Origin of the sequence: Thermosipho japonicus (assembly GCF_014201655.1) — a bacterium.
Taxonomy (GTDB): Bacteria; Thermotogota; Thermotogae; order Thermotogales; family Fervidobacteriaceae; genus Thermosipho; species Thermosipho japonicus.
Genome location: NZ_JACHEX010000001.1, coordinates 138,736 through 162,912 on the forward strand (window position 1 = coordinate 138,736; position 24,177 = coordinate 162,912).

At 30.4% G+C, this 24,177-nt stretch carries 27 protein-coding genes and 1 tRNA gene; 23 read left to right on the forward strand and 5 right to left on the reverse strand.

Annotated elements, in window-relative coordinates; translation table 11 throughout:
* The 5 genes from HNP65_RS00730 (at position 1) to HNP65_RS00750 (ending at position 2,810) form a co-directional block, all read left to right on the forward strand.
* A complete protein-coding gene (locus tag HNP65_RS00730) occupies positions 1-1,104 on the forward strand; it encodes a tetratricopeptide repeat protein (RefSeq protein WP_184618491.1) in 1,104 nt (367 codons plus the stop codon).
* A gap of 56 nt (positions 1,105-1,160) precedes the next feature.
* Positions 1,161-1,691 (forward strand): hypothetical protein, encoded by a 531-nt coding sequence (locus HNP65_RS00735; RefSeq protein WP_184618492.1) that lies wholly within the window; start codon positions 1,161-1,163, stop codon positions 1,689-1,691.
* A gap of 6 nt (positions 1,692-1,697) precedes the next feature.
* Complete coding sequence (locus HNP65_RS00740) at positions 1,698-2,222, forward strand: hypothetical protein (protein ID WP_184618493.1); 525 nt, start codon at positions 1,698-1,700, stop codon at positions 2,220-2,222.
* Between the two features lie 24 nt (positions 2,223-2,246).
* The gene (locus HNP65_RS00745) at positions 2,247-2,699 is read left to right on the forward strand and encodes a YqeG family HAD IIIA-type phosphatase (protein ID WP_184618494.1); all 453 of its coding nucleotides are present in this window, start codon (positions 2,247-2,249) and stop codon (positions 2,697-2,699) included.
* A gap of 20 nt (positions 2,700-2,719) precedes the next feature.
* A tRNA-Ser gene (locus HNP65_RS00750) sits at positions 2,720-2,810 on the forward strand.
* A 77-nt stretch (positions 2,811-2,887) separates the two neighbouring features.
* Here HNP65_RS00750 and HNP65_RS00755 read toward each other — a convergent pair.
* Positions 2,888-4,543, reverse strand: a complete 1,656-nt coding sequence (locus HNP65_RS00755) for an HD domain-containing phosphohydrolase (protein WP_184618495.1) — start codon at positions 4,541-4,543, stop codon at positions 2,888-2,890.
* 126 nt (positions 4,544-4,669) lie between these two features.
* On the opposite strand from HNP65_RS00755, the gene HNP65_RS00760 reads away from it, so the two are divergent.
* Entirely contained in the window at positions 4,670-5,230 is a 561-nt protein-coding gene (locus HNP65_RS00760; protein ID WP_184618496.1) for a thymidine kinase, read from the forward strand.
* Between the two features lie 12 nt (positions 5,231-5,242).
* Complete coding sequence (locus tag HNP65_RS00765) at positions 5,243-7,045, forward strand: 5'-nucleotidase C-terminal domain-containing protein (RefSeq protein ID WP_184618497.1); 1,803 nt, start codon at positions 5,243-5,245, stop codon at positions 7,043-7,045.
* 347 nt (positions 7,046-7,392) lie between these two features.
* Here the strand turns inward: HNP65_RS00765 and HNP65_RS00770 are convergent, their stop codons facing one another.
* On the reverse strand, positions 7,393-8,064 hold the full coding sequence (locus tag HNP65_RS00770) for a hypothetical protein (protein ID WP_184618498.1): 672 nt from the start codon (positions 8,062-8,064) through the stop codon (positions 7,393-7,395).
* A 123-nt stretch (positions 8,065-8,187) separates the two neighbouring features.
* On the opposite strand from HNP65_RS00770, the gene HNP65_RS00775 reads away from it, so the two are divergent.
* A complete protein-coding gene (locus HNP65_RS00775; protein ID WP_184618499.1) occupies positions 8,188-9,342 on the forward strand; it encodes a MalY/PatB family protein in 1,155 nt (384 codons plus the stop codon).
* Between the two features lie 73 nt (positions 9,343-9,415).
* On the opposite strand, the gene HNP65_RS00780 is transcribed toward HNP65_RS00775, so the two are convergent.
* The gene (locus HNP65_RS00780) at positions 9,416-10,057 is read right to left on the reverse strand and encodes a lactate utilization protein (protein ID WP_126992395.1); all 642 of its coding nucleotides are present in this window, start codon (positions 10,055-10,057) and stop codon (positions 9,416-9,418) included.
* Positions 10,058-10,071: 14 nt separating this feature from the next.
* Positions 10,072-10,695 carry a redox-sensing transcriptional repressor Rex gene (locus tag HNP65_RS00785; RefSeq protein ID WP_184618500.1) on the reverse strand — a complete coding sequence of 208 codons (624 nt, stop codon included), beginning with the start codon at positions 10,693-10,695 and terminating at the stop codon, positions 10,072-10,074.
* Positions 10,696-10,975: 280 nt separating this feature from the next.
* On the opposite strand from HNP65_RS00785, the gene HNP65_RS00790 reads away from it, so the two are divergent.
* From HNP65_RS00790 to HNP65_RS00860, 15 genes are all read left to right on the forward strand, one after another.
* Positions 10,976-11,458: a Na+/H+ antiporter subunit E gene (locus HNP65_RS00790; protein ID WP_184618501.1), complete on the forward strand. Its 483-nt coding sequence runs from the start codon at positions 10,976-10,978 to the stop codon at positions 11,456-11,458.
* Entirely contained in the window at positions 11,455-11,712 is a 258-nt protein-coding gene (locus HNP65_RS00795) for a cation:proton antiporter (RefSeq protein WP_004102538.1), read from the forward strand. The genes HNP65_RS00790 and HNP65_RS00795 overlap by 4 nt, the downstream gene beginning before the upstream one ends.
* A complete protein-coding gene (mnhG, locus tag HNP65_RS00800) occupies positions 11,709-12,029 on the forward strand; it encodes a monovalent cation/H(+) antiporter subunit G (protein ID WP_004102534.1) in 321 nt (106 codons plus the stop codon). The genes HNP65_RS00795 and mnhG overlap by 4 nt, the downstream gene beginning before the upstream one ends.
* Complete coding sequence (locus tag HNP65_RS00805; RefSeq protein WP_184618502.1) at positions 12,026-12,265, forward strand: Na(+)/H(+) antiporter subunit B; 240 nt, start codon at positions 12,026-12,028, stop codon at positions 12,263-12,265. Before mnhG ends, HNP65_RS00805 begins: the two co-directional genes overlap by 4 nt.
* Positions 12,262-12,984 carry a Na(+)/H(+) antiporter subunit B gene (locus HNP65_RS00810; protein ID WP_184618503.1) on the forward strand — a complete coding sequence of 241 codons (723 nt, stop codon included), beginning with the start codon at positions 12,262-12,264 and terminating at the stop codon, positions 12,982-12,984. The genes HNP65_RS00805 and HNP65_RS00810 overlap by 4 nt, the downstream gene beginning before the upstream one ends.
* A 2-nt stretch (positions 12,985-12,986) precedes the next feature.
* Positions 12,987-13,328 carry a sodium:proton antiporter gene (locus HNP65_RS00815; RefSeq protein ID WP_184618504.1) on the forward strand — a complete coding sequence of 114 codons (342 nt, stop codon included), beginning with the start codon at positions 12,987-12,989 and terminating at the stop codon, positions 13,326-13,328.
* Entirely contained in the window at positions 13,325-14,677 is a 1,353-nt protein-coding gene (locus HNP65_RS00820; protein WP_184618505.1) for a complex I subunit 5 family protein, read from the forward strand. The genes HNP65_RS00815 and HNP65_RS00820 overlap by 4 nt, the downstream gene beginning before the upstream one ends.
* Positions 14,678-16,522: a proton-conducting transporter transmembrane domain-containing protein gene (locus HNP65_RS00825; RefSeq protein ID WP_184618506.1), complete on the forward strand. Its 1,845-nt coding sequence runs from the start codon at positions 14,678-14,680 to the stop codon at positions 16,520-16,522.
* A 6-nt stretch (positions 16,523-16,528) separates the two neighbouring features.
* Positions 16,529-17,410, forward strand: coding sequence for a respiratory chain complex I subunit 1 family protein (locus HNP65_RS00830; protein ID WP_184618507.1), 882 nt, complete (start codon positions 16,529-16,531; stop codon positions 17,408-17,410).
* A 19-nt stretch (positions 17,411-17,429) separates the two neighbouring features.
* Positions 17,430-17,966 (forward strand): NuoB/complex I 20 kDa subunit family protein, encoded by a 537-nt coding sequence (locus HNP65_RS00835; protein WP_126992542.1) that lies wholly within the window; start codon positions 17,430-17,432, stop codon positions 17,964-17,966.
* Entirely contained in the window at positions 17,947-18,477 is a 531-nt protein-coding gene (locus HNP65_RS00840; protein WP_184618508.1) for an NADH-quinone oxidoreductase subunit C, read from the forward strand. The genes HNP65_RS00835 and HNP65_RS00840 overlap by 20 nt, the downstream gene beginning before the upstream one ends.
* On the forward strand, positions 18,470-19,573 hold the full coding sequence (locus HNP65_RS00845) for an NADH-quinone oxidoreductase subunit D (RefSeq protein WP_184618509.1): 1,104 nt from the start codon (positions 18,470-18,472) through the stop codon (positions 19,571-19,573). Before HNP65_RS00840 ends, HNP65_RS00845 begins: the two co-directional genes overlap by 8 nt.
* Positions 19,574-19,604: 31 nt before the next feature.
* The gene (locus HNP65_RS00850; protein WP_184619006.1) at positions 19,605-21,440 is read left to right on the forward strand and encodes an FAD-dependent oxidoreductase; all 1,836 of its coding nucleotides are present in this window, start codon (positions 19,605-19,607) and stop codon (positions 21,438-21,440) included.
* Complete coding sequence (locus HNP65_RS00855) at positions 21,440-21,943, forward strand: ferritin-like domain-containing protein (protein WP_184618510.1); 504 nt, start codon at positions 21,440-21,442, stop codon at positions 21,941-21,943. The genes HNP65_RS00850 and HNP65_RS00855 overlap by 1 nt, the downstream gene beginning before the upstream one ends.
* A gap of 128 nt (positions 21,944-22,071) precedes the next feature.
* Positions 22,072-23,379 carry a nucleotide sugar dehydrogenase gene (locus tag HNP65_RS00860; protein WP_184618511.1) on the forward strand — a complete coding sequence of 436 codons (1,308 nt, stop codon included), beginning with the start codon at positions 22,072-22,074 and terminating at the stop codon, positions 23,377-23,379.
* Here the strand turns inward: HNP65_RS00860 and HNP65_RS00865 are convergent.
* Positions 23,374-24,150, reverse strand: coding sequence for a glucosaminidase domain-containing protein (locus HNP65_RS00865; protein WP_184618512.1), 777 nt, complete (start codon positions 24,148-24,150; stop codon positions 23,374-23,376). The genes HNP65_RS00860 and HNP65_RS00865 overlap by 6 nt on opposite strands.
* Positions 24,151-24,177 lie beyond the last annotated feature (27 nt).

Here is a 24,177-nt window from a genome sequence, read left to right on the forward strand (position 1 = left end):
ATGAAAAGATTTTTCATTTTGATTATGTTTATTCTCATTTTAAGTACGTTATTTTCATTCGAAAAAGAAGCAATCGAGTATTACCAAGCAGGGCTTAATGCATATCAACAAAGCAACTATGAAAAAGCTCTTTACTATTTTGAAAAAGCCCTAGTTATTGATCCTTCAATTGAAGGATATGATACTTCGTTAAAGTTTAAAGCAGGAATATCAGCTTATATGATTGGAAACTATGAAAAGGCTAAAGCTTATCTTTCAGGGTATACCGAAAATCCATTTGTAAAAGAGCTTTTGAATGATATTTTAAAAAATTCAACATCCACATCAGAAGAATGGAGTAATTGGATTGAAAAGTATAAACCAATGGAATTACCTGCTTCAACTGAGACTACAAATAAGAAAAACAATTCAAAATTGATACTTTTCTTAATTACTTTTTTATCATCCTTTGCAATTTTACTTATAATGGAGTTAAGAGTTATAAAAGCTAAAAAAACTTATCCTCAGCCCCTTGAAACAACAAAAGAAGTTGAGCAACAACTTACAACAAAAACTTCAGGAATTATTTTTAATGAAAACGAAGAATTAATTCCTGAGAATTCTTACACTATGGATTTTAATGAACTTATAAATAAAGAGCTCTCATTCTTATCTGAATTATTTGAGGGTCTTGAAGAAATAGAAAGTAATAATGAAGAAGAGATAAAAAGTGACATTGAAGATAATGTAGAAAACTCCCATCCTGAAATTATAGCCGAAAAAGAAAATAAAGAAGAAGAAAATGTAGATATTGATGAAGTTATTGAAGAAATAGATGAATTAGAAGAAATGGTATCTGATCAAGATGAAAAATTAATCAAAAGCGAAGTTGAACAATCATTAATTGAAAAAATTAAAAGCCTTGAAATTTCTTCCTCAGAAGAAAGTAGCGGAGAACTTCCTATTGAAATTGCAGAAGAATTTTCATCATTAAATATAGAAGAAGCATTTTCAAAATTTGATGAAAAAGAAGAGCTTGAAGAAGGAGAATTAAAATTAATAACAGAAAAACTAAAAGAATTCATTTCAACCCAAAACCAAAAAGAAGAGGAGGAGATTATATAAAAAAAATTATACTTTTTCTAACACTACTTCCCTTAATTATTTTTTCTAACTCTTCTATGTTTAATTTCATAGAAAATATTGCTGGTAAAAGGGATTTTTTTATATATGGAACTCTACATTTTGATGTATATGATCAAAGTAATAAAAATCTACAAAGTGATATAACATTAGATGCAACAATAGTTAATTTAGAACATTTTTTTGTGCGAATTTACAAACCCGAATTTTTAAAAGATATACAAATAGAATTTAATAGTCTTACAAAAACAACGTATTACAAATATAATAACTATAAAGTTGTAGATATTTCTGCAATTGATGTTGACTATATTTATGAAATTTTAAAAACAATTTTTAGCTTTTTATCTTCTTCGCTTTTTACAATATATGAAGATCAAGAAAATTTAACCTTAATCCCTGCAGGTGCTCCTTTCTTGAAAAGGTTAGGCTTAGAGCCAACTAAAATTAATGTTTACTTTGATAAAGACTCGTTAAAAAAAATTATGTTTACTACCGATGATAGTACTGAAAATATTACAATTACGTTTGATAAATTTCAAATTCTAAACTTAGAAAATCAGAGGTGAATCATTATGAAAAAAATTTTTGCAATACTTATTATTTTGACTATCTTTTCTTTAACTTTTTCAAATGAAACTTTTCTAGATTTTGGTATTGGATGGAATCTAGGAAAATTCTCAAACTATGGCTTAAATCTTGGTTTTTCAAATAATTTATTTAATATACAATGGATATTTAATTTCTCAGAAAATTTTGACCATAAAATTTTTGTAGATTCTGCTATAGCAAAGTTTGAAAATATAAGCATTGGACCAATTCTATTTGTTAATAACACAACATACGATAGCACATCGCTAGACATTGAAGCTGGACTCAAAACTTCTATATATATTCCTGATATAGAAATCTCCTTATCCCTTACTTACCCATTAAATAAAGAAGTAAATTATAATCTTACTGATTTTCTATTAGTTAATCTAAAATACATCGTTCCTCACCCAAATACAAAAAAAATTTGGCGTGATAAGCTTTTTTTGCTAATTAGTTATTCTAAAAAAACAGTTTTTTTCGGAATTGGACTATCTGAACCATTTTAACAAAATAGCTTTGGAGGAAATTTAATGGAAATCTATCCAAATGTAACCAACATAGATTTTAACAAACTTATTGATATGGGTATAGATTTGTTCATTTTTGATTTTGATAACACTGTTAATAAATGGAAAGAAAGCAGAATTCCAAACGAAATAATTCAAATTTTTAACTATCTTGAAAAAAATGGTGCAAAAATAATAATTGTTTCAAATGGAAAACCAAGAAATTTAAACGTAAATGTTAAAACTCTTTGGCTTGCAAGAAAGCCTTTACCTTTTAAGTTTAAAAAGTACTTGAAAGAAAAGAATATAAAATATAATAAAGCAGCAGTTATTGGTGATCAATTATTTACTGATATGCTTTTTGGAAAGCTTTTAAATGCGTATTTAATAAAAGTCGATCCACTTGATACACAAAAAGAATTTTTCATAACAAAAATTCTTAGGTTTTTTGAAAAAATAGTCTTGAAATTTTTTTAGAGTATGTTATAATAGCTTGTGGAGGCGTGTTCCGAACTGGCTAAGGGGCCGGTCTTGAAAACCGGTGGGGGTTACACCCCCGTGTGGGTTCGAGTCCCACCGCCTCCGCCAAGTAAAAAATGATCCCCATCCTAAATGGATGGGGATTTTTCCTACTTCTTTATAAAAATCTTCATAAAACAATATCATTAACTACTTAAATTTTTCCATATTCTCTCAATTTCAGCTTCATAAGCTCTAAAAATTTCTAAAATCTTAGGATTAAATTCTTCTGGTGAAGTTCTTCCATCTCCATTTAGCATAATCTCCAAAGCTTTTTCGTGACTAAACGGTTTTTTATATGGCCTTTTTGACCTTAAAGCATCGTAAACATCTACTATATTTACAATTTGTGCTTCAATGGGTATCTGATCCTCTTTAAGTCCATACGGATATCCTTGCCCATTAAACTTTTCATGATGATACAAGGCTATCCTTTTTGCAATTTCTAATCTTTCATCTCCATCTAGTATTTCCGCTCCCCAAACTGTATGTTTCTTCATAATTTCCCATTCTTCATTAGACAAAGAAGAAGGCTTTCTCAATATTTCCGGCGGAACTTTTATCTTTCCAATATCATGCAATGCCGAATACAAATATATCTTTTTTACCAAATTATCTGGTAGTTTCATCTTTTTTGCTAAAAATTTTGATAAAACTTGAACTCTTTTAATATGATTACCGGTATCTTCATCAAAACCTTCAACAATAGTTGCCATTTTTTCAATAAATAGCTCGTATGTTGTTTCAAGCTCTCCAGAATATTTTTCTATTTCCTTATATGCTTCTTCTAGTTCCTCATTTGTAGCTTTAAGTTCTTGAAAATTTGCTTCAATTATTGAAATCATATCAGCAATTTCATTAACCAAAACATCAATTTCTTCAATTTCAGTATTAATTTTTGAAGCATCAAATTCTTGATTAGTTAAATATCTTTTTGTTTCATCTATAATATTTTCAATTGGCTGTCTAATATAAATATCTAATTCTTTTTCTACATTATCATCAGTCAAATGCCCTAAGATCAAAATTCCTAAAACAATTATTATTGTAATTAAAAGATTAGGTAGCAATCTTACTAAATAATTTTCATATACTACAATATATACATCACCTAAAGCTTTTCGAAATAATAATACATTAAAATTATAAATTCTATATTTTTTATCATGATCAATTTTTAATTTTCGCCCTATAATTTTCTTATTATTACTATAAATTACTGTGTTATCTTGATCAATTAAAATAACATTTCTATCTAAAATATGAGTAACAATATAGTTGGGATTTATATCCACACCTAAAACTCCGTATCCATTTTTCATTTCAACATATTTTGATATAGTTAAAATAATTTCACCAGTGACAGCATCAATATATGGTGGGGAGACTTGGAAAAAATCCTTTTTTTCTAAAGATTTTTTAAACCAGGGCCTATTTTTGGGCAATAAATTTTCTGGAATTTTAGCCTCAGGAATAAAGACAAGATTCTTTTCAGGAATGGAAAAATAAACATATTGCACCATATTTTTATAATTCTCATAGAAAAGTCTTAAAATATTTTCAAGATTTTTCTCATCTCCAAATAAACTTTTGTCCTGACTTAAAACATTTAAAAAATTCCCAACATGTAATCCCAAATCATTCCATTCACGCACAGATTTGGAAAGTTGTAGATCCAACTGAAAAAACATAGCTCTTATTCCTAAAAGCGTCATAATGATCCCAGCAATTATTCCAATTGCTACAATCGGCAAGATAATATGGTTTCTTATTTTCTTTTTTATAAAGTGATTGATTGTCAATCTATCACTCCCATTCTACTTTTATACAACTTAATTTTATCATAAAAATCTTTTATATAAAATGGTATATAATATAAAGTGTAGTAGACATATATCTCAAAAAGATCATTTAATTGGAGGGAGAATATGGTAGGAAAACTAACAGTAATCACTGGCCCAATGTATTCTGGTAAAACCACTGAACTTTTATCATTTGTAGAAATCTATAATATAGGAAAGAAAAAAACGATTGTCTTTAAACCATCGATCGATAACAGATATGGTGAAGATATAGTTTCAACTCATACGGGATTTAAAGTAAAAGCTCATAAAATCTCAAAATCAAGCGAAATATTAAATCATATTTCAAGCAATATTGATGCAGTATTTATAGATGAAGTACAATTCTTCGATGAAGAATTGTTAAATGTAGTCAGAAATCTTATCTTTAAAGGTATCGATGTTTATTGTGCAGGTCTTGATATCTCATATCTAGAAAAGCCTTTTAAAACAACGGCAAATTTACTGGCAATGGCTGATGAAGTTATTAAAAAGAAAGCCGTATGTGAAAAATGTGGGGAGCATAGAGCAACTTATTCTTTTAAAATAACTCAAGACAACAGAGAAATAGATATTGGTGGAAAAGAAAAATATATAGCTCTATGTAGAGAATGCTTAAAAAAGATAAAAGTTAATAAAACACTATAGGAGGTGGGATGCATGAAAAAACTTTTAGGTATTTTTCTTATTATCTTAGCTGTATCTTTATTATTTTCAACTGAATTAGTTATCTTACACACGAGTGATTTGCATGGAAACATTTTACCGATTAATTATGCTACAAATTCTCCATCAGATGTGGGCCTTGCAAAAATTGCAACCTTGGTAAAACAGTTTAGGAATGAGTATCAAAACGTAATACTTATAGATACCGGAGACTTAATTCAAGGAACCCCCTTGGAATATTATCATGCAAGAATAGATAACAAGCCAGTTGATCCAATGGTACTTGTAATGAACAAACTAGGTTATTCTGCCTGGATAATAGGAAATCATGAATTTAACTACGGATTAGATGTTTTAAAAAAAGCAGTTTCTGAAGCTCAATTCCCAGCTTTAAGCGCTAATATAATAGATGTAAAAGAAAATTCATCTTTATTTAAACCTTATCATATAGTAAATGTTGGAGATATAAAAATCGGTATTTTAGGACTTACCACTAAGTACATCCCCAATTGGGAAGATCCAAAAAATATCGAAGGTCTTGACTTTTTAGATCCAGTAGAAGTTGCTAAAAAATACGTTGATATTCTTAAAAACAAAGAAAATGTTGATATAGTAATTGTTGCATACCACGGTGGTCTTGAAAGAGATCCTCAAACAGGAGAACCAACAGAAGAATTAACCGGTGAAAATCAAGCTTATCAACTCTTACAAGAAGTTGATGGAATTGATGTTTTACTACTTGGCCATCAACATAGAACTATTGCAACAAAAATAAATAATGTGCCAGTTTCAATGCCTTCTTACTGGGGAAAATCGCTTGGAAAGATTGTTTTAAAACTTGAAAAAAAAGACAATAAATGGCAAATTATTGATAGCTCAGTAGAGCAAGTTTCTGTAAAAGGAGTTCCTGCCGATAAAGAAATCATTTCTTTGATAAAACCATATGATGAAAAAGTTCAAGCATGGTTAGATCAACCCGTTGGATATGCAGACGGAGATTTTTGGGTAGAAAATCCTCTTTTTGCAAGACTTCAAGACAATCCTTTAATAGAATTTGTGAATAAAGTTCAAATGTACTACAGCAAAGCTAAAATTTCATCTACTGCTCTCTTTAATAATAGCATTAAAGGATGGAAAAGTGGACCTGTTACATTAAGAGATATTAACGCAGTTTATATCTACCCAAATACCTTAAAGGTTATTAAAGTCACCGGTAAAGATATAAAAGATGCTTTAGAAAAAAGTGCTGACTATTTTGTTATGGAAAATTATATGGTTTCAGTCAATAAATCTTGGGTTGAACCTAAACCTAGACATTATAATTATGATATGTGGGAAGGAATTAGCTATAAAATAGTTCTTAACAATCCTTCAGGAAATAGAATAGTAGACTTAATGTTCGAAGGAAAGCCAATTGAAATGGATAAAGAATACGAAATTGTCCTTAACAACTACAGAGCAGGTGGCGGTGGTGGCTACACAATGTTTAAAGGAAAACCAGTTGTTAGAGAAGTAATGATGGAAGTTTCAGAATTAATGGCAGATTACATTCTTGAACACAAGAATATTAAAGCAACAACTGATAACAATTGGCAAACTGTTGTTAAATTTGAATATGTTATTAATCCTGGCGAAACTCTCTGGTCAATCTCAAAACGCTTAGGTGTTTCAATTAATGATTTAATAAGATGGAATAATATTAAAAATCCATCGCTTATAAAACCTGGAACTAAATTGGTATATTACAAAAATTACATTGATACTATACCACCAATAAAAGAACTAATAAACTTCTAAAAATCAACTTTTTTAAGAAATTCATCTTTAAAAACCTTGCTCACGCTTACATTAATGCCCGTTTCTAGTAGAGCAGCTAGAAACGGGCTTTTCTATTTAAAAGTAATATTTAAATATATGATTCTGTGCTTTTAAAACCTTTTTGAAAGAATAATTTTTGCATTAAATTTTAAGCCATAAATAACTTAACAAGTTATGCATTACCTATTATTACCAAGATTTATTAATTCTGACTCTTTTAAATAACAAAATATAAAAAAATACCCCATACTTTCTTAAGTTAGAATGGGGTATTTACGGTTTAAGACTATTTATAAAGGATGTTTCTTTTCAGTGTTAATATTTTTTTATTTTATTAAACCAAAAACATCCTTTAAACCTTGCTTTTCAACTTGAAATTTATAAAATCCAAAAAACTTATCCATATATTTGTCTCTTTCCTTTGAATATTTATCAGCAAAGTTAGCTGTAGATCTTGAAACAGTATCATGATCCCTTGTCTCTTTAATCGCATCCATAAGATATAAAACTGTATAATCCATGTTTATAGCAGCCATATATAAGTCTTGATTTGCATTATAAATTTCAGAATTTTCTATTCTGTCTCTTAAAGAATCAAGTTTACTAATTATATCTTTTAATATTTTTCTCTTATCTTCTAAATAGTAAATCATATAAGAATATGTTTCATTTCTATTTTGCATTTTATTAAGTTCATCAAATATCTTACCTGTTATTAAGTTTTCTTTTAAAACATCATACCCAATTTCTTTATCCAGAGCTTCTAAATAGGATTTAAAATCTTTAATTTTAGTTGATTCTTGAGTGTTTTCAACTTCTTGAGGTTCAACTTCTTCTGTTACTGGTGATGAATCTTCTTCAATATCTTCTTGTGCAATTGGAGTTTGAACACTATTTGTTGCAACTTCTTTATCCTTAGATGGTATAAGTAGCACTACCACTGCCAAGACTACAACTATCAATATAAAAAAACCACAACCTCTAACCAGTTTTCTCATAAATCTACCTCCTCTAAAGTTAGTAAACAAAATTATATTTCCGACAAGATTATACCATAATAAAAGTATTAATCAATCTATGGTACAATTGATAACGAAAGATTATCATAAAAGGGGGATATAATGATAGATTTTGACAAAATCATTGAACGACGTGGAACAAACTCGTATAAATGGGATTATGGATATAATGAATTATATGATAATTTATTACCTTTATGGATAGCAGATATGGATTTTGAAGCTCCAAAAGAAGTAATTGATGCAATAAAAGCAAGAGCAAAGCACGGAATATATGGATATACTTTTAGGCCTGAAGGGTATTATAAGTCAATTATAAAATGGTTTGATGAAATTCATAATGTAAAAATAAAAAAAGACTGGATCGTTCCAATCCCTGGAGTGGTTCCAGGAATTGCATTTGCAATACAAGCTTTAACAAATCCTGGAGATAAAATAATAATACAACCTCCGGTTTATAGACCTTTTTATGAAGTAATTAATAACCTTGGAAGAAGAATTTCTTTAAATCCACTAATTGAAAATAACGGATATTACAAAATGGATTTTGAAAATCTTGAAAAAATTATTGATAATAGAACTACAATGTTAATTTTATGTAGTCCACATAATCCAGTAGGAAGAGTATGGAAAAAAACAGAGTTAGAAAAATTAGGTGAAATATGTTTAAAGCACAACATAACAGTTATATCCGATGAAATTCATGCTGATATAGTTTATTCCCCTAATAAACATAATATGTTCTTTTCAGTATCTGATAAATTTTTAGACAATAGTATTGTGCTTACTGCTCCAAACAAAACTTTTAATATAGCAGGTCTTCAAACTGGCAATGCATTTATTCCAAATAAGTTTATAAGGCGAAAATTCGAGGCAGTTATAAATTCACAACACTTAAACTTAACTAATATATTTGGAATTGTTGCAACTGAAGCAGCATACACATACGGAAAAAGCTGGCTTATTCAATTAAAAAAATACCTTTATGACAATGCCGTATATGTTAAAAAGACACTAGAAAAAAACACCAATGTTATAACTTTAATACCTGAAGGAACTTTCCTTATGTGGCTCGATTTTAGAAAATATAATACTGATATCCATGAAAAGTTATTAAAAAATGGTTTGTGGTTAAATCAGGGGAAAGAATTCGGAAAAGAAGGAGATGGATTTGAAAGAATGAACATTGCAACCTCAAGAAAAATAATTGAAAAGGCAGTAAAAATAATAATTAGTAGTTTAAATGATCTTGAATAATTTTTCAAAAGCCCCCAAAATATTTATTTTTCATAAACTTTGGGGGCTTTATAATATACTCAAGATTAAGATTTTACAAGCCCAGCTCTTTTAATACAATAACAACCTTGATCCTTCCAGGATGTCTATAACCACTTTCTATTATCGTATAATAATTGCAAATTCTTTGGTGTGATGCGCAATCAACACAATAACCTGTTTGAGCACATGGAGTATTAAGATTCAACCTTTTTGTATTCATTGGAGAAATATACCTTATTCTTTCTCTTGCTTCTTCCAAATTTTTCACTACTTTATTAACACTAGTAACTAAAATAACGTTTTTTGGTCCAAAAATAACTGCAGCAACTCTATTACCGTTTCCATCTAAAAGCGCAATTTCACCATTTTCAGTTATTGCATTAGCACTACATACATAAAAATCTGAAAAAAACGCTTTTCTTTCCAATTCTTCCTTCTCTTCTTTTGTTTTTGCACTATATCTATCCAAAAAGTTATATTCTTCAGTTCTTAACTTTTCTAGTAGTCCTATTTGATTAAGTGTCAAAGATCCACCTGTGGCAACTGTTGAACCCTTAGGAATTAACTCTAAAACTTTTTCTAAAGCTTCTTTTTCATCTTTTACAATATATGCTTCATGACCTTTTTTGTTTAAAGCATCAGCAACTTTGTTTGCCAACGATTTATACTTCCATAAATATAATTCGTCTCTCATTCTACCACCTTCTTCTATTCAATATTTCTTTCAATCTTAAATGATAACGATTTAAAAGAAAGAGTTATATCTACATCTTCAACTGGGATATTCGTTCTAAGTTTCACAGGTGCAAAATTAACAATTCCCTTAATTCCCAATTCTTCCAATTTATCTACAACCATTTGAGCAGCATTTTCTGGAACCGCTAGAACTGCTATTTCTACAATATTTTTCTTAAAAAAATCATCAATTTCAGAAAAATGTTTAACAGTTAACCTTCCTATCTTTCTTCCAACCTTTGATCTATCAGCATCAAAAATACCTATAACATTAAACTTTTCCTTCCTTAAACCTTCATAATTTGCTATAGCACTACCAATATTTCCTGCACCAATAACAATGACATTCCAATATTTATTAACACCTATTATGTCTTCGAGCCTTTCCATTAATTCATAAGTATTATATCCAACTCCTCTTTTTCCAAACTCTCCAAAGTATGATAAATCTTTTCTAACTTGGCTAGATTTAATACCAAGTCTTTCTGCAATATCTTTTGAGGCTACATATTCAATACCTTCATCATATAATCTATTAAGACACCTATAATAAAGCCCTAATCTCTTAATAACAGGTCTTGGAATCTTTTTTTCCATATTCTCAATCCTCCTATATTTTTGTGAAGTTAGTCACAATAAATTATACTATATTTTTCACAAATAATTCAAGTAATAATTTGCCTTCGATTTTTCAATAAAAATATTAAATTTCTGGAAATATTAAAAAATAATATGTAGATAATAACCTTTATCCTATTTTTTTTAATATTTGAACAAATTGGAAAATATGATATAATACAACTTGAAAACAGATAAGAATACTCGGAATTTAATAATTACTTCAAATTTTTAATTGCTTTTTTAAAGGAGGGATATTGTGTATATTTCAGTATTTATTGTGACCTATTTCACATGGATATTACTAACAGGTTACAACGATATTTCCGAGCTAATCGTAGGCTTTTTTGTTTCACTAATTGTTTCAGGTGTCTTAAAAAAGTATTATAGAATAAGATTCGATTCAAAATTTTTAGTAAGATTTGTTAAATTTGTATTAGTTTATTTACCTGTATTTATATGGGAAATGATAAAAGCAAATTTTGATGTTGCCGCAAGGGTCTTAAATCCGAAACTTCCAATTAAACCCGGTTTTGTAAAAATTAAAACAAACCTTAAAAAAGAAGCCTCAAAACTTACCTTAGCAAATTCAATTACACTTACCCCTGGCACACTTACCTTAGATGTTAAAGATGATACCCTCTTTATCCATTGGATTGATGTAAAAACCTTAGATGAAAACGAAAAAAAAGAAAAAATTAGTGGAACATTTGAAAAGATTTTAAAGGGGGTATTCGAATGACAATTATTAACTATATTTTCTTTGGATTTGTCGGTTTGGGAGTATTATTTTCTTTTCTTAGAATATTGCTTGGTCCAACAAGCGCTGACAGAGTAGCTGCATTAGATACTTTGAATGTCGTTTTAACCGGAACTATTGTTTTTTTAGCTTTAGTATTTAAAAATGGACTATATCTTGATATCGCTCTAGTATACGGTCTTCTTTCATTTACTGAAACAGTTGTAATATCTCGTTACTTGGAGGGGAAAAAATGAGTATATTAGGATATATTCTAATAACTATAGGAGCATTTTTTTATTTTCTAGGCGGGCTAGGTATTTTTAGAATGCCAGATGTTTACAATAGGTTACAAGCTGGGACAAAAGCTACCACTCTTGGCTCATTCTCGGTAATATTAGGAGTAGGTTTGGTAAATCTTGATTATTTACCTAAAGCATTAATTATAATTGCTTTCATTGCATTAACAAATCCCGTTGGAAGTTCTGTTCTTGCAAGAGCCGCCTATTTGAAAGGTATAAAGCCTACTGACAAGACAAAAGTTGACGAATATAAAGGTGGTGATGAAAAATGACTATTGTCATTATATTCGTCGGAATATTAATGATTATTTCTGCCATTTATGCAGTAGAAGCAAAAAAAATGCTGGATTCATTTATATCATTATCACTTTTAAGTTTGTTATCAGTTTTTTTGTTTGTAATAATGAAGGCTCCCGATGTTGCAATTACAGAAGCTGCAGTTGGAGCTGGTCTTACTACAGCTGTTTTAATCTTGGCATTACAAAGAGTCGGTGGTGATGGAAAATGAGAAGAGTATTTTCAATTCTTATAGTGTTAGGATTGATTTTATTTTTTGTAAATTCTCTTTCTATTCTACCTGAATATGGGAAAGTTAAACTTTCAAAAGTTTCCAGTGCATATATAAATAAAAGTGTTAATGGAAACAGTGAAAAAGTTAAATTTGGTGAATCAAAAGATTTAGAAGATGGTTCTGCTAATGTAGTTACATCTATAGTAGTCAACTATAGATCTTTTGATACACTTGGTGAAGTAACTGTATTATTCACATCTGCATTAGGCGTTGGATTAATATTACATGGCTATAAAAGAAAAAAATACGGAAGACAACCTAACTTTATTCTAAGAATTTCTGTAGGTATTTTGCTCCCATTAATTCTTTTATTTGGTGCTTATATATTTATCCACGGACATCTTACACCTGGTGGCGGGTTTCCCGGAGGTACAATAATTGCTGCCGGTATTTTACTATTGTATCTTTCTAACGAAGAATATGATCTTTCTAAAGCTTCCAAATTTGTCGAAAGTACTGCAGGAAGTTTATATGTAATAGTCGGTTTAACAGGATTAGCAATTTCAGGTATTTTCTTATTAAACTTCCTCCCAACGGGAGTAGTTGGTAATTTGTTTAGTGCTGGGATAGTACCAATAGTGTACATATTAATTGGTTTTAAAGTAGGTGCCGAACTTTCAGGAATAATTGCGGATTTACACAGGGAGGAGGGATGACAATGGTTTATTATATTTCTTTTATATTAATAGGAGTAGGAATTTATGGAATACTGACTCAAAAAAACTTATTTAAAACATTAGTATCATTAACAATAATTGATACCGCAATTAACATTCTTATAATTTCACTTGGTTACATTGAAGGATGTGATGTGCCAATTTATTCAAAATATACACAATCAACTAACTTTGTTGATCCACTCCCACAAGCATTGGTACTTACAGCAATTGTCATAGGCGTAGGTACTTTAGCATTAGGTGCTTCTCTATTAATTAGAGTATATGAAAAATATGGAACTTTAGATACTGAAGAAATCGCCGTTAAGGAGGCGAGAAAATGACAGCTTTATTAATTGCTATTCCCTTAATTTCTGCTTTCATATTTGTACCATTTAAAGAAAAATCAAAATATATTCTTCCATTTATCGTATTAGCCAACATCATTTTATTATTTAATCTTCCACTTGATACTGCAGAATTTATGGGCGGTTGGAAAGCTCCATTTGGAATAGTATTAGTACTTGATTCTGCAAGCTTTTATACTTTATTAGTCGTTAATATTATTTTCTTACTTATCTCCCTAATGCCACAAATAACAGATAAAGGTTTGTCAATAATCTTATTAATTTTATTAGCCTCTACAAATGGTCTAATATTAACAGGTGATATATTTAATTCATTTGTATTTATGGAAATCACAGCAGCTGAAGCATACATTATTGGTTCTTCAAAGAAAAATTATTATGGAGCATATAAATATTTGATTGTTGGAAGTATTGCTGGTGGTTTCTACCTCTTAGGTGCAATATATTCATATCTTGGAACTGGATCATTAAATTTTGCAGATATTTCTTTAAATATGAAAGAGTCATTCCTTCCTTATGTTGCACTTATGTTATTTATTGGACTTGCTGTTGAATCAAAAATACTTCCATTAGCTGGATGGGTTCCAGATGTTTATGCTTCAGGTTCACCACTTACTCCTGCAATTTTGGGTACTGGAGTTACATTTACAATGATTTATCTATTAAGTAGAATTTTTATTACTGTACTTAATGGATATTTTCTTGACGTAATTTATATCTTTGGATTATTAACTCTTATTTTAGCTGAAATTGCAGCATTTAAACAAGAAAAATTATTAAAAGCATTGGCATTTTCATCTATTGCTCAAGCAGGTTTAGTTTTAAGCGTTATTTCTTTAAACACTTATGATTCATTAAAAGCTGGATATTTCCATCTCCTTAATGATGCAACGGCAAAGATAATTTTATTTGTAATAGCTGCAACAATTGTTGGCAGCTTTATGAAAAACAAAACTGCTGGAATTTCATTTAGTATTGCTTCTTTTTCCTTGATTGGTTTCCCATTATTTGCAGGCTTTAGAAGTAAATTGTTAATTTTACAAAGTTCATTCGAAAGTGGAAACTATATTTTACCAGCAGCATTACTATTCTCAACTATTATTGAAGCAGCTTACTTATTAAAATGGAATATACATCTTTGGTACGAAAACAATGAAAAATCAGAAAGAATTCCTTGGAATATAGTTCTAATCACTTTAATATTATCGTTATTCATAATATACATTGGATTGTTCCCAGATACATATTTAAAAATTGCTGAAAATATAACAAACGGCTTAATGAACTACAAAGCTTATGTAACTACAGTTCTGGGAGGGATGTAAATGATTTCTATTACAAATCTAATATTAGTGTTTCTGTTTGGTTCTTTAATTAGTTATCTACTAACAAAAGCAAACAAAGTTTTAGGTTCTATATTTAACTTTCTTCTTTCATTTTACGCATTATATTACGTTTGGAACATTGAAGTAGGTCACTATGAAAAATTATTCAACATTTTTCCAAATATTGAAAACTCACTAAAAGTGACATATTTAGGCAAGTTTTTCGCTATTATAAGTTTAATAGTTATTTCATTAGTTTCATTTTTCATAATTGAATGGATAAGAAAAAAACCTTCAAGACCAGCTGCTTTTAATGCTTTTATATTAATTATGATAGCTGGAGTAATTGGAGTATTCTTTTCAAATGATCTTTTAACATTATATGTTTTCTGGGAAATTGCAGTTTTAGGTTCATTCTTAATAGTTCCAATGGGCAAAGAAGAATCTAAAAAGGCAGCAGTAATTTATGCAGTAACAAGTGCCATTGGAAGCTATATGTACCTTTTTGCAACATTTTCTATTTATAGCAAATACGGTGTACTTTCTTTTGACAAAGTATCAAGTTATTTGTTGAATGAGCCATCAAACTTATTTAAATGGTTTGTAATTCTATTTATTGCTAGTGCAGGAATAGCAAAAAGTGGTATTTTCCCATTGCATACCTGGTTGAGAATAACACATGGTAATGCTCCAGATGCATTTAGTGCAATATTATCTGGTCAACTAGTTAAAATGGGATCATATGTTCTTGCAATTTCTCTATCTGTATTTCCTTCGACAATGCTATTCAATGCTTTCTATCATGGTGTACCTTTAATTAATTATCTTCTTATTTGGTTAGGAAATATTTCGATAATAATAGGAACTTTTATGGCAATAAGACAAAATGACATGAAACAATTAATTGCTTATTCTTCTATCGCAAATGGTGGTTACATTCTAGTTGGGCTTGGAGTAATGAATTCAATTGGTTATGCCGGAGGACTTTTTCATGTTTTTAACCATGCTATTGCAGCTGCGATGATCTTTTTATCATTTGCTGCAGTAGTTTATCGAACAGGCACAACCAAGATTGATGAAATGGGTGGTTTAATCTGGAGAATGCCTTGGACTTTTGTAACTTATCTTGTAGGAATAATTTCATTAGCTGGAATTCCTCCTACAAGTGGTTTTATATCAAAATGGATGATATTTAATGCTCTATTAACAAAGGGAATGTTTATTACATTAGCAATTACATTTATTGGAAGTGTCGGATCATTTTTATACGTTTTTAGACCACTTGCAGGTGTATTTTTAGGTCAATTAAAGAAAAAACATTATGAAGTAAAAGAAGTATCACCTATAATGTTAATTCCTATGTTAATACTTGTTACTTTAACGGTATTTATTGGAATTTATCCAAAACCTGTACTTGACTTAATAGCATCGATTGAAAGAAATATTGGTATCAAACCAATAGAATATAGTGGTACAATTATAAAAACTTCTTTAGGTCAGTGGAATACTTTAACAGTATTTACAATGTTTGCAACTGGATTTATTATTGCTCTTATTTTACACCTTATTTTCCCAAAGGGTAAAAAAGTTGAATTGACTGATCAATATACTGGAGGAGATTATCTATATAATTACGATTTATATCACTACGCAACAGGATTCTACAAATTTATTGAAAGATTATATGATAAACATCCATCATTCGAAAAACTCTATAATATGTTAGCATCATTTTTCAAAAGTATGGGTGAAATAGTTAATGGAATAATTTATAAAGTTAGCCCAAGTGGATACGTATTCTGGATTTCAATTGTAATCCTCATTTTATTCTGGGTGAGGTGGTAGAAGATGATGACTATACTTAAGGTAGCAGCAGTATTATTGACAGGATTCTTTTTTGGATTAACATTAGAGGGAATTTCAAGAAAAGTTATGGCAAGGATACAAAGAAGGTATGGGCCACCCTGGTACCAAAACTTCTTAGATGTTTTCAAGGCTCTTTCTAAAATTGGAATTTCACACGGTTGGATTTTTGACTTTGGAATTTTGATGGCGCTTGGAGGAGTAATTGCTACACTTGCATTTGTGCCACTTGGAAATTTAGTCGCTTTTCCTGGACTGGACAATTTATTTATTATAGTATACCTATTTGCAGTTGGTGCACTGGGAATGGCAATGGGAATGGTTGGCTCAGGGAATCCAAACGCAAGTATTGGTGTTGCAAGGGCTTTGACACAAATGTTAGGTTATGAAATACCTTACATGATTTCCGTAGCCGCAGTAATGTATTACTATAAAACAGCTTCTGTATCAACATTAATGCTCTCACAACAAGATAAATGGACTTTATTTAAAATGCCAATAGGTGGTATTGTTGCATTTATTTCACTCTTGGGTATGTTAGGTAAAAAACCATTTGATACCCCAATAGCACCTGCTGAAATAGCTTCTGGGCCAATGGTTGAACTTTCAGCTAAATACATGGGCTTATTAATGTTAATGCATACTTTTTCAATTTTTGTTGAAGTTGGACTATTTGTAGACATTTTCTTAGGCGTAAGCAATTATTGGACTTTTCTCTTAAAGTTTACAGTTGTTTGGATCTTTGCAACTTTAATTTCATCTGTTTTGCCACGTTTTAGGATAGAACAAGTTGTTAAATTTTACTGGAAAGTTCCACTCAGTTTAGCTTTTATACAAGCATTGTTTGTATTAATCGGATGGGTATTTTAGGAGGTGAATAAAAGTGAAAATAGATGAAAGAGGTATTTGGGAAAAAATAGCTGATAAGCTTAGGAGCAAATCGCTCTGGATGCTTCACTATTGTACAGGCTGTGGAGCTATGGAACTTCCACCAACAATGACATCGAGATTTGATATGGAAAGATTTGGAATGGGTCCAATGGCTACACCAAGACAGGCTGATATCCTATTTATTACTGGATACTTAAATACAAAAACACTTAGAAGAGTTATCTATACATATGAAAAAATGGCCGATCCAAAATACGTAATTGGTTTTGGTTCTTGTACTTTAAACGGAGGCATATACTATGACTCATACGGAACTATAAATAAATTAGATTATTATCTTCCCGTTGATTTATATATTGCTGGATGTATGCCAAGACCTGAAGCACTTCTTGAAGCATTCAATGAACTAATGAGAATGATAAGAAACGGTGAAGCAAATGGATGGAAAAAATACAAAGAAAATTATGAATGGTATAAAAACAACCAGCTACGTTCATTAGGGGAGGTGTATGTACATGACGAATTCCATGAATGAGGTAATTAATAATGTAAAAAATATCGCCAGTCAAGTAGTAATAAATGAAATTGATGAAAGAGAAATAAAATTAGAATTAAATGAAAAAGAAGTTATAAATGTCCTTTCTTATTTAAAAGGCAATGGTTTTTCTCACCTATCCCTTATGACTGTAGTTGATTGGATTGCAGAGAACAAATTTGAAATTGTTTATATATTATTCTCCTGGGAAACAGGAAATAAAATTATTGTATCAACAAAAATTGACAGAAAAGAAGCTAAATTTGTCACTATAAAACACTTATGGCCAACCGCAAGATTTTACGAAAGAGAAATCCACGAATTTTTTGGTATAGAGTTTAAAGGAAATGATGATATGAAACCCTTATTCTTAGAAATATGGGATGATATTCCACCACTAAGAAAAGACTTTGATCCATTAGAATATTCAAAGAAAAAATTCCCTGATAGAGAATATGAAAAAGATGTCATCCATGAGGCAAAAATCATAAGAGGTGATATAAATGGGTGAAGTAAAATTATTCTTTGGTCCAAATCATCCTGGAATGCATGGCAATTTTAGTGTCCACATGTATGTTGAAGGTGATACTGTCTTAAAAGCAAGACCACTCCCAGGTTTTTTACATCGTGGTTTTGAAAAATTAATGGAAAGAAGACTCTGGTTTCAAAATCTTGCACTTATACCAAGAATTTGTGTTCCAGAACCTGATATAAATGAAGCATGTTATGCAATGGCTGTTGAAAAGATAGCAAAAATAGAGGTTCCAGAAAGAGCTCAATGGATAAGAATGATTGTTTTAGAACTTGCAAGAATAGCAAATCATTTAATGAGTTTTCCAGGTATTGGTGGTGCAATCGGTCTTTATACTAGTTCTTTTTGGGGAACAGCTGACAGAGATAGAATTTTAGATATATTTGAAAATTTAACTGGTGCAAGAGTTTATCATATGTATATTATTCCTGGAGGAGTAAGAAAAGACCTAACACCAAAAATAATAAAAATGATTAAAGAAACTCTTAACTATATCGAATCAAGATTACCTGACTATGAAAATCTTATATTTAAAAACAGAATCGTTCAAACCAGATTAAAAGGCATTGCATTATTAGATAGGACAACCGCTTTAGAATTAGGTGTTACAGGTGTTGGACTAAGAGCAACTGGAATACCATATGATATAAGAAAAGTAGATCCTTATTTATTTTATGATAAAGTTGAATTTGAAGTACCTACTGCAACAGAAGGTGATGCATTCTCAAGAGTTTATCTAAAATATTTAGAAATTCCACAAAGTATAAAAATTATCAGACAAGCATTAGAAATGATGCCAGAAGGTAAAGCAAATGTTCCAATTAGTGAAGGTAATGCTCTTAGATATAGAGTACCAAAAGGTCAGGCATATGTACATATAGAATCAACTCGCGGCGAATATGGTTACTTTATGGTTTCAGATGGTGGAGAAAAACCATATAGAGTAGCTGTTAGAGGAGCGTCATATCCACAAACATTTATAGGTATAGAAAAATACTTACCTGGTACAAGAATCGAAGATGTTCCAATTTGGCTTGCTACGATGGACGTTTGTGCTCCTGAGGTAGACAGATAAGGAGGTGTGTGCAGTGAATAATAATAGTACAATGCCAAAAAAAGATTTTTTTGCACCAATAAAGGCTTGGAAGTTTTTATTTAAAAAACCAGTGACAATTAAGGTCCCATATGTTAAAAGAGAAGCTGCAGAAAGATATAGAGGGTTTCATATAAATGATTGGGAAAAATGTATAGGATGCGGTACTTGTGCAAAAATATGTCCTACAGATGCAATTAGAATGGTCGAAGTAGAGGATTTACCCCATGAATATGGCAAAAAATCTCAACGTCCAGTCATTGATTACGGAAGATGTTCATTTTGTGCAATGTGTGTTGACATCTGTACAACAGGGTCCTTAAAAATGACAAGAGAATATGTACATGTTTCACCCGATCCTGAAGACTTTATTTACGCACCTACAGAAAAAGGAATACATGGAATAGAAAATATTCCCGTTGGTTGGACAAAAGATGAAAACTCAGACCTTTTAGAATTAGATAGAGTTGAAATGGAAATGATTGAAGGAGAAGAAAGATCAAAATCGTTTATCGAATATGTTAAAGGATATAGCAAAGAACAAGCTATGCATGAAGCTGCAAGGTGTGTTGAGTGTGGAATTTGTACAGACAGATGTCCACAACACATGAGAATTCCAGAATATATTAAAGCAATTTGGAAAGACGATCTAAAAGAAGCAGTAAATATATTGCTAAAAGGTGACTTAGAACAAGATATGCTCGGTGCAAACCCATTTTCTTCAGTATGTGGTAGAGTATGTACTCACAAGTGTGAAGAAGCATGTTCAATAGGGAATAGAGGAGATGCAATTGCAATTAGATGGTTAAAAAGGTACATTGTTGACAACATTTCAAGTTATGAAAACGTTGTTAATTATAAAATTGAACCAAGAAACAAAAAAGTTGCAATTGTAGGTTCAGGGCCTGCAGGACTTTCAGCTGCATACTTTTTAGCAACTATGGGATACGAAGTAGAAGTATTTGAAAGTCTTTCAAGGCCTGGCGGTGTCATGAGATACGGTATACCGTCATATAGGCTGCCCGATGAAGCTTTAGATAAAGATATAGCTTTCATTCAAGCACTTGGAGTAAAAATTCACGTTGGTGTTAGTGTAGGAAAAGATATACCTCTAATGGAACTAAAAGAAAAATTTGATGCTGTCTATGTTTCAACAGGATTTACACTTGGAAGAAGTACCAATATTCCTGGAACAGAACATGAAGATGTAATACAAGCTCTGCCATTATTAAGAGAAATAAGAGATTTTCTAAGAGGAGAAGGACCAAAACCAAAGATTCCAAAAAGTCTTGTTGTTATTGGTGGCGGTAATGTTGCAATGGACGTTGCTAGATCAATGGCAAGACTTCAAATGATGGAGTATGGTAAAGTAGATGTAAAAGTTTCAAGTTTAGAAAGAACATACGAAGAAATGCCTGCAGATATGGAAGAAATAGAGGAAGGATCAGAAGAAGGTGTAAAATTCTATCCTGGTTGGGGCCCTATAAAAGTAGTAATTGAAAATGGAAAAGTAAAAGGCGTAGAATTCAAAAAATGTCTTGAAGTATTTGATGAAAACCGAAGGTTTAATCCAAAATTTGATGAAAATCAAAAAATGATTTTGGAAGCTGACATGGTTGTAGAAGCAATAGGTCAGGCACCTGATTATAACTACCTCCCTGAAGAATTAAAAGAAAAATTAGAATTTGTAAGAGGAAGAATCGTAACAAATGAATATAGACAAACACCAATTAAGTGGCTTTTTGCTGGTGGCGATATTGTTCACGGTCCTGACATCATCCACGGTGTTGCAGATGGTTATTGGGCAGCAAAAGGTATTGATGAATATTTAAGAAATGAGGTGAAATAATGTCAATTGAAGACATTTTAAAACTTGCTGAAAATTTTGAAATTGAAGGGTACAGATTTTATATGTCCAAAAAAGAAGAAATCAAAAATTCGCTTGCAAAAGAAGTTCTCGAATTTCTAAAAAACATGGAAAAGGAACATACTGAATATATTAGAAGTGTTAGAAGGGCACTTGAAGAAAACGGGGAAATTCCTACTGCTTCAGTTGACACTACAAAAGAATTTTTCAAAGAAAGGTTTACATCACAAAAGATAAGTAAAACACCTTCTGAAGATGACATAAAAGATTTGTCAATTCTAAGAATGGCTCTTTTAATTGAAAAAGATTTTGTTAATTACTATGATAAAGCTGCAAAACGTGCTAGAGAGTTAGAAAATGAACAATTGGTAAAAATACTAGAAAACTTAAAAACATGGGAAGAAAGCCACGTAGAATTGGTCAAAAAAATGATTGAAAAAATATATGAAAAAAATAGCCTTGATCTTGGATTTTATCCTTTCTAATCAATGAAAAAATATAAATACCCCAAGGGTGAAATATCATCTTTGGGGTATTTTTTACTTGATTTAAAAAACTAAAAATGTTATAATTTACTCAGAATATTCATTCACTGAATGAACGGAGGGAAAGTATGTCAAAATTGTACGAAAAAATATTAAACAAAAGTGCTATTATTGGTGTAATGGGAATGGGATATGTTGGACTTCCACTTGCAGTTGAAAAGGCAAGAGCTGGATACAACGTCATTGGCTTTGATATACAACAAAAAAGAGTAGATATGATTAATGAAGGAAAAAATTATATTGGAGATGTCAATGATGAAGAATTAAAACAACTTGTAAGTGAAAAAAGGCTTAAAGCCACTACCAATTTTAACGAACTTGCAAATTGTGATGTAATAAGTATATGTGTTCCCACACCGCTTGATAAATTCAAACAACCAGATCTTTCATACATTATTCAAACTGCAGAAGATATCTCTAAAAGACTACGTCGTGAACAGCTAATAATTTTAGAAAGCACAACATATCCTGGAACCACCGAAGAAGTAGTCCTACCTATACTTCTAAAATCTGGGCTTGAGGTAGGTAAAGATTTTTACCTTGCATTTAGTCCCGAAAGAGTTGATCCAGGAAATATGAGATATAAAACGAGAAATACTCCAAAGGTGGTTGGTGGAGTAACCAGTGAATGTACAAAATACGCAAAAGCATTGTACGAAAATGTGCTCGATGCTCCGGTATTCCCAGTAAGCTCCCCTAAAACTGCTGAAATGTCCAAAATCCTTGAAAATACTTTTAGATTAGTTAATATTGCATTAGTTCAAGAGATGACAAAAGTTGCTGAAAAAATGAATGTTAATATTTGGGAAGTAATAGATGCAGCTTCAACTAAACCGTTTGGTTACATGCCATTTTATCCAGGCCCAGGTATAGGTGGGCACTGTATCCCTATCGATCCATTTTATCTATCATACAAAGCAAGAGAATACGATCTTCATTTAATGCTTGTAGAACAGGCAGGTCAGGTTGCAGATGAAATGCCTTATTATGTTGTCCAAAGACTCGGTGATATTTTAAATGAATTTAAAAAGCCTTTTAATGGCAGCAAAATATTAGTTCTAGGAGTTGCATACAAAGGAAATATAGATGATATGAGAGAAAGTCCTGCATTAAAAGTAATAGAAATATTAGAAAGAAAAAAAGCAGAGGTATATTATTTTGATCCATTTGTACCAGAATTTTCTCTAAACGGAAAGAATTACAAATCCATAGATCTTGATAAAGAAGTCCTTAAAAATTTCGATGGAGCAATTATAACCACTGCTCATACAATTGGAATAGATTATGAATATATAATAGAAAATTTACCATTTGTTTTTGACACTAAAAATGTTTTAAAGAACTTTAAAAACAGAGAAAAAATATACGTTTTATAACCTTGGCAAATTTTTAATGACACTCTTAATTATTTCAACATATTTTTCTCTCATTTGTGAGTAATTGATAAGGCCATCAGCAGGATGGCCTTTTTTTATTCCAGCCCTTATAAGTCTAAAATCTTCATAATATGGTAATTTGTTTAAATTCAAAGCATAGCTTCTCATAGAATCCAAAAGACTATTAAAATATTCCACTTCGTAAATTTCACCATCTGGTCTATCATTTGGAACGATACCAGTTCCTGGTGTAAAAGTCCACTCTCCAAAAATATTATTTGCTTCAATAGCAAATCTACTTGTTCCCCAAGCAGATTCTATCGCAGCCTGTGCAAGTGCTATGTCCTCAGGAATAGTATTTACCTTTAATAATAGTTCGTCATAATCTTTTGCATCATATTTTTTCATATAAAAATCTAAAACTTTTAAATCACTATTTTCCTTTGCTTTTAAGATTTCCTTTCTTTCCATAAGAATTTCTTGATTAACTTTTCGAATTAATGGAATCATTATCTTTACAAATAATTCCTTTTTTTCAGTAACTGGAGCTTCAGAAAGGTTTTTTGGCAATGATTCAACAATCACATTAGGAGAATTTTTAATTGAAAAATAACCTATCCTTTCAAAATATTTTTTTAATTCTTTCCAATCATCAAAATTGACCTTTATTTCTGATTCAAAAAATTGAAAATACTCAAATTCTGAATCAATAGTATAAAAGTTTAAAAACAAAAATGCTATAATTATAATCGAAAAAGTTGCTTTTCTCATCTATCTTATCACCTCTCATATCAATTT

What these genes read in the sequence shown, in the direction of transcription:
- HNP65_RS00730 (WP_184618491.1), top strand. Translation starts at nt 1, where the DNA reads ATGAAAAGATTTTTCATTTTGATTATGTTTATTCTCATTTTAAGTACG.
- HNP65_RS00735 (WP_184618492.1), top strand. Translation starts at nt 1,161, where the DNA reads ATGTTTAATTTCATAGAAAATATTGCTGGTAAAAGGGATTTTTTTATA.
- HNP65_RS00740 (WP_184618493.1), top strand. Translation starts at nt 1,698, where the DNA reads ATGAAAAAAATTTTTGCAATACTTATTATTTTGACTATCTTTTCTTTA.
- HNP65_RS00745 (WP_184618494.1), top strand. Translation starts at nt 2,247, where the DNA reads ATGGAAATCTATCCAAATGTAACCAACATAGATTTTAACAAACTTATT.
- HNP65_RS00760 (WP_184618496.1), top strand. Translation starts at nt 4,670, where the DNA reads ATGGTAGGAAAACTAACAGTAATCACTGGCCCAATGTATTCTGGTAAA.
- HNP65_RS00765 (WP_184618497.1), top strand. Translation starts at nt 5,243, where the DNA reads ATGAAAAAACTTTTAGGTATTTTTCTTATTATCTTAGCTGTATCTTTA.
- HNP65_RS00770 (WP_184618498.1), bottom strand. Translation starts at nt 8,064, where the DNA reads ATGAGAAAACTGGTTAGAGGTTGTGGTTTTTTTATATTGATAGTTGTA.
- HNP65_RS00775 (WP_184618499.1), top strand. Translation starts at nt 8,188, where the DNA reads ATGATAGATTTTGACAAAATCATTGAACGACGTGGAACAAACTCGTAT.
- HNP65_RS00780 (WP_126992395.1), bottom strand. Translation starts at nt 10,057, where the DNA reads ATGAGAGACGAATTATATTTATGGAAGTATAAATCGTTGGCAAACAAA.
- HNP65_RS00785 (WP_184618500.1), bottom strand. Translation starts at nt 10,695, where the DNA reads ATGGAAAAAAAGATTCCAAGACCTGTTATTAAGAGATTAGGGCTTTAT.
- HNP65_RS00795 (WP_004102538.1), top strand. Translation starts at nt 11,455, where the DNA reads ATGACAATTATTAACTATATTTTCTTTGGATTTGTCGGTTTGGGAGTA.
- mnhG (WP_004102534.1), top strand. Translation starts at nt 11,709, where the DNA reads ATGAGTATATTAGGATATATTCTAATAACTATAGGAGCATTTTTTTAT.
- HNP65_RS00805 (WP_184618502.1), top strand. Translation starts at nt 12,026, where the DNA reads ATGACTATTGTCATTATATTCGTCGGAATATTAATGATTATTTCTGCC.
- HNP65_RS00810 (WP_184618503.1), top strand. Translation starts at nt 12,262, where the DNA reads ATGAGAAGAGTATTTTCAATTCTTATAGTGTTAGGATTGATTTTATTT.
- HNP65_RS00815 (WP_184618504.1), top strand. Translation starts at nt 12,987, where the DNA reads ATGGTTTATTATATTTCTTTTATATTAATAGGAGTAGGAATTTATGGA.
- HNP65_RS00820 (WP_184618505.1), top strand. Translation starts at nt 13,325, where the DNA reads ATGACAGCTTTATTAATTGCTATTCCCTTAATTTCTGCTTTCATATTT.
- HNP65_RS00825 (WP_184618506.1), top strand. Translation starts at nt 14,678, where the DNA reads ATGATTTCTATTACAAATCTAATATTAGTGTTTCTGTTTGGTTCTTTA.
- HNP65_RS00830 (WP_184618507.1), top strand. Translation starts at nt 16,529, where the DNA reads ATGACTATACTTAAGGTAGCAGCAGTATTATTGACAGGATTCTTTTTT.
- HNP65_RS00840 (WP_184618508.1), top strand. Translation starts at nt 17,947, where the DNA reads ATGACGAATTCCATGAATGAGGTAATTAATAATGTAAAAAATATCGCC.
- HNP65_RS00845 (WP_184618509.1), top strand. Translation starts at nt 18,470, where the DNA reads ATGGGTGAAGTAAAATTATTCTTTGGTCCAAATCATCCTGGAATGCAT.
- HNP65_RS00850 (WP_184619006.1), top strand. Translation starts at nt 19,605, where the DNA reads ATGCCAAAAAAAGATTTTTTTGCACCAATAAAGGCTTGGAAGTTTTTA.
- HNP65_RS00855 (WP_184618510.1), top strand. Translation starts at nt 21,440, where the DNA reads ATGTCAATTGAAGACATTTTAAAACTTGCTGAAAATTTTGAAATTGAA.
- HNP65_RS00860 (WP_184618511.1), top strand. Translation starts at nt 22,072, where the DNA reads ATGTCAAAATTGTACGAAAAAATATTAAACAAAAGTGCTATTATTGGT.
- HNP65_RS00865 (WP_184618512.1), bottom strand. Translation starts at nt 24,150, where the DNA reads ATGAGAAAAGCAACTTTTTCGATTATAATTATAGCATTTTTGTTTTTA.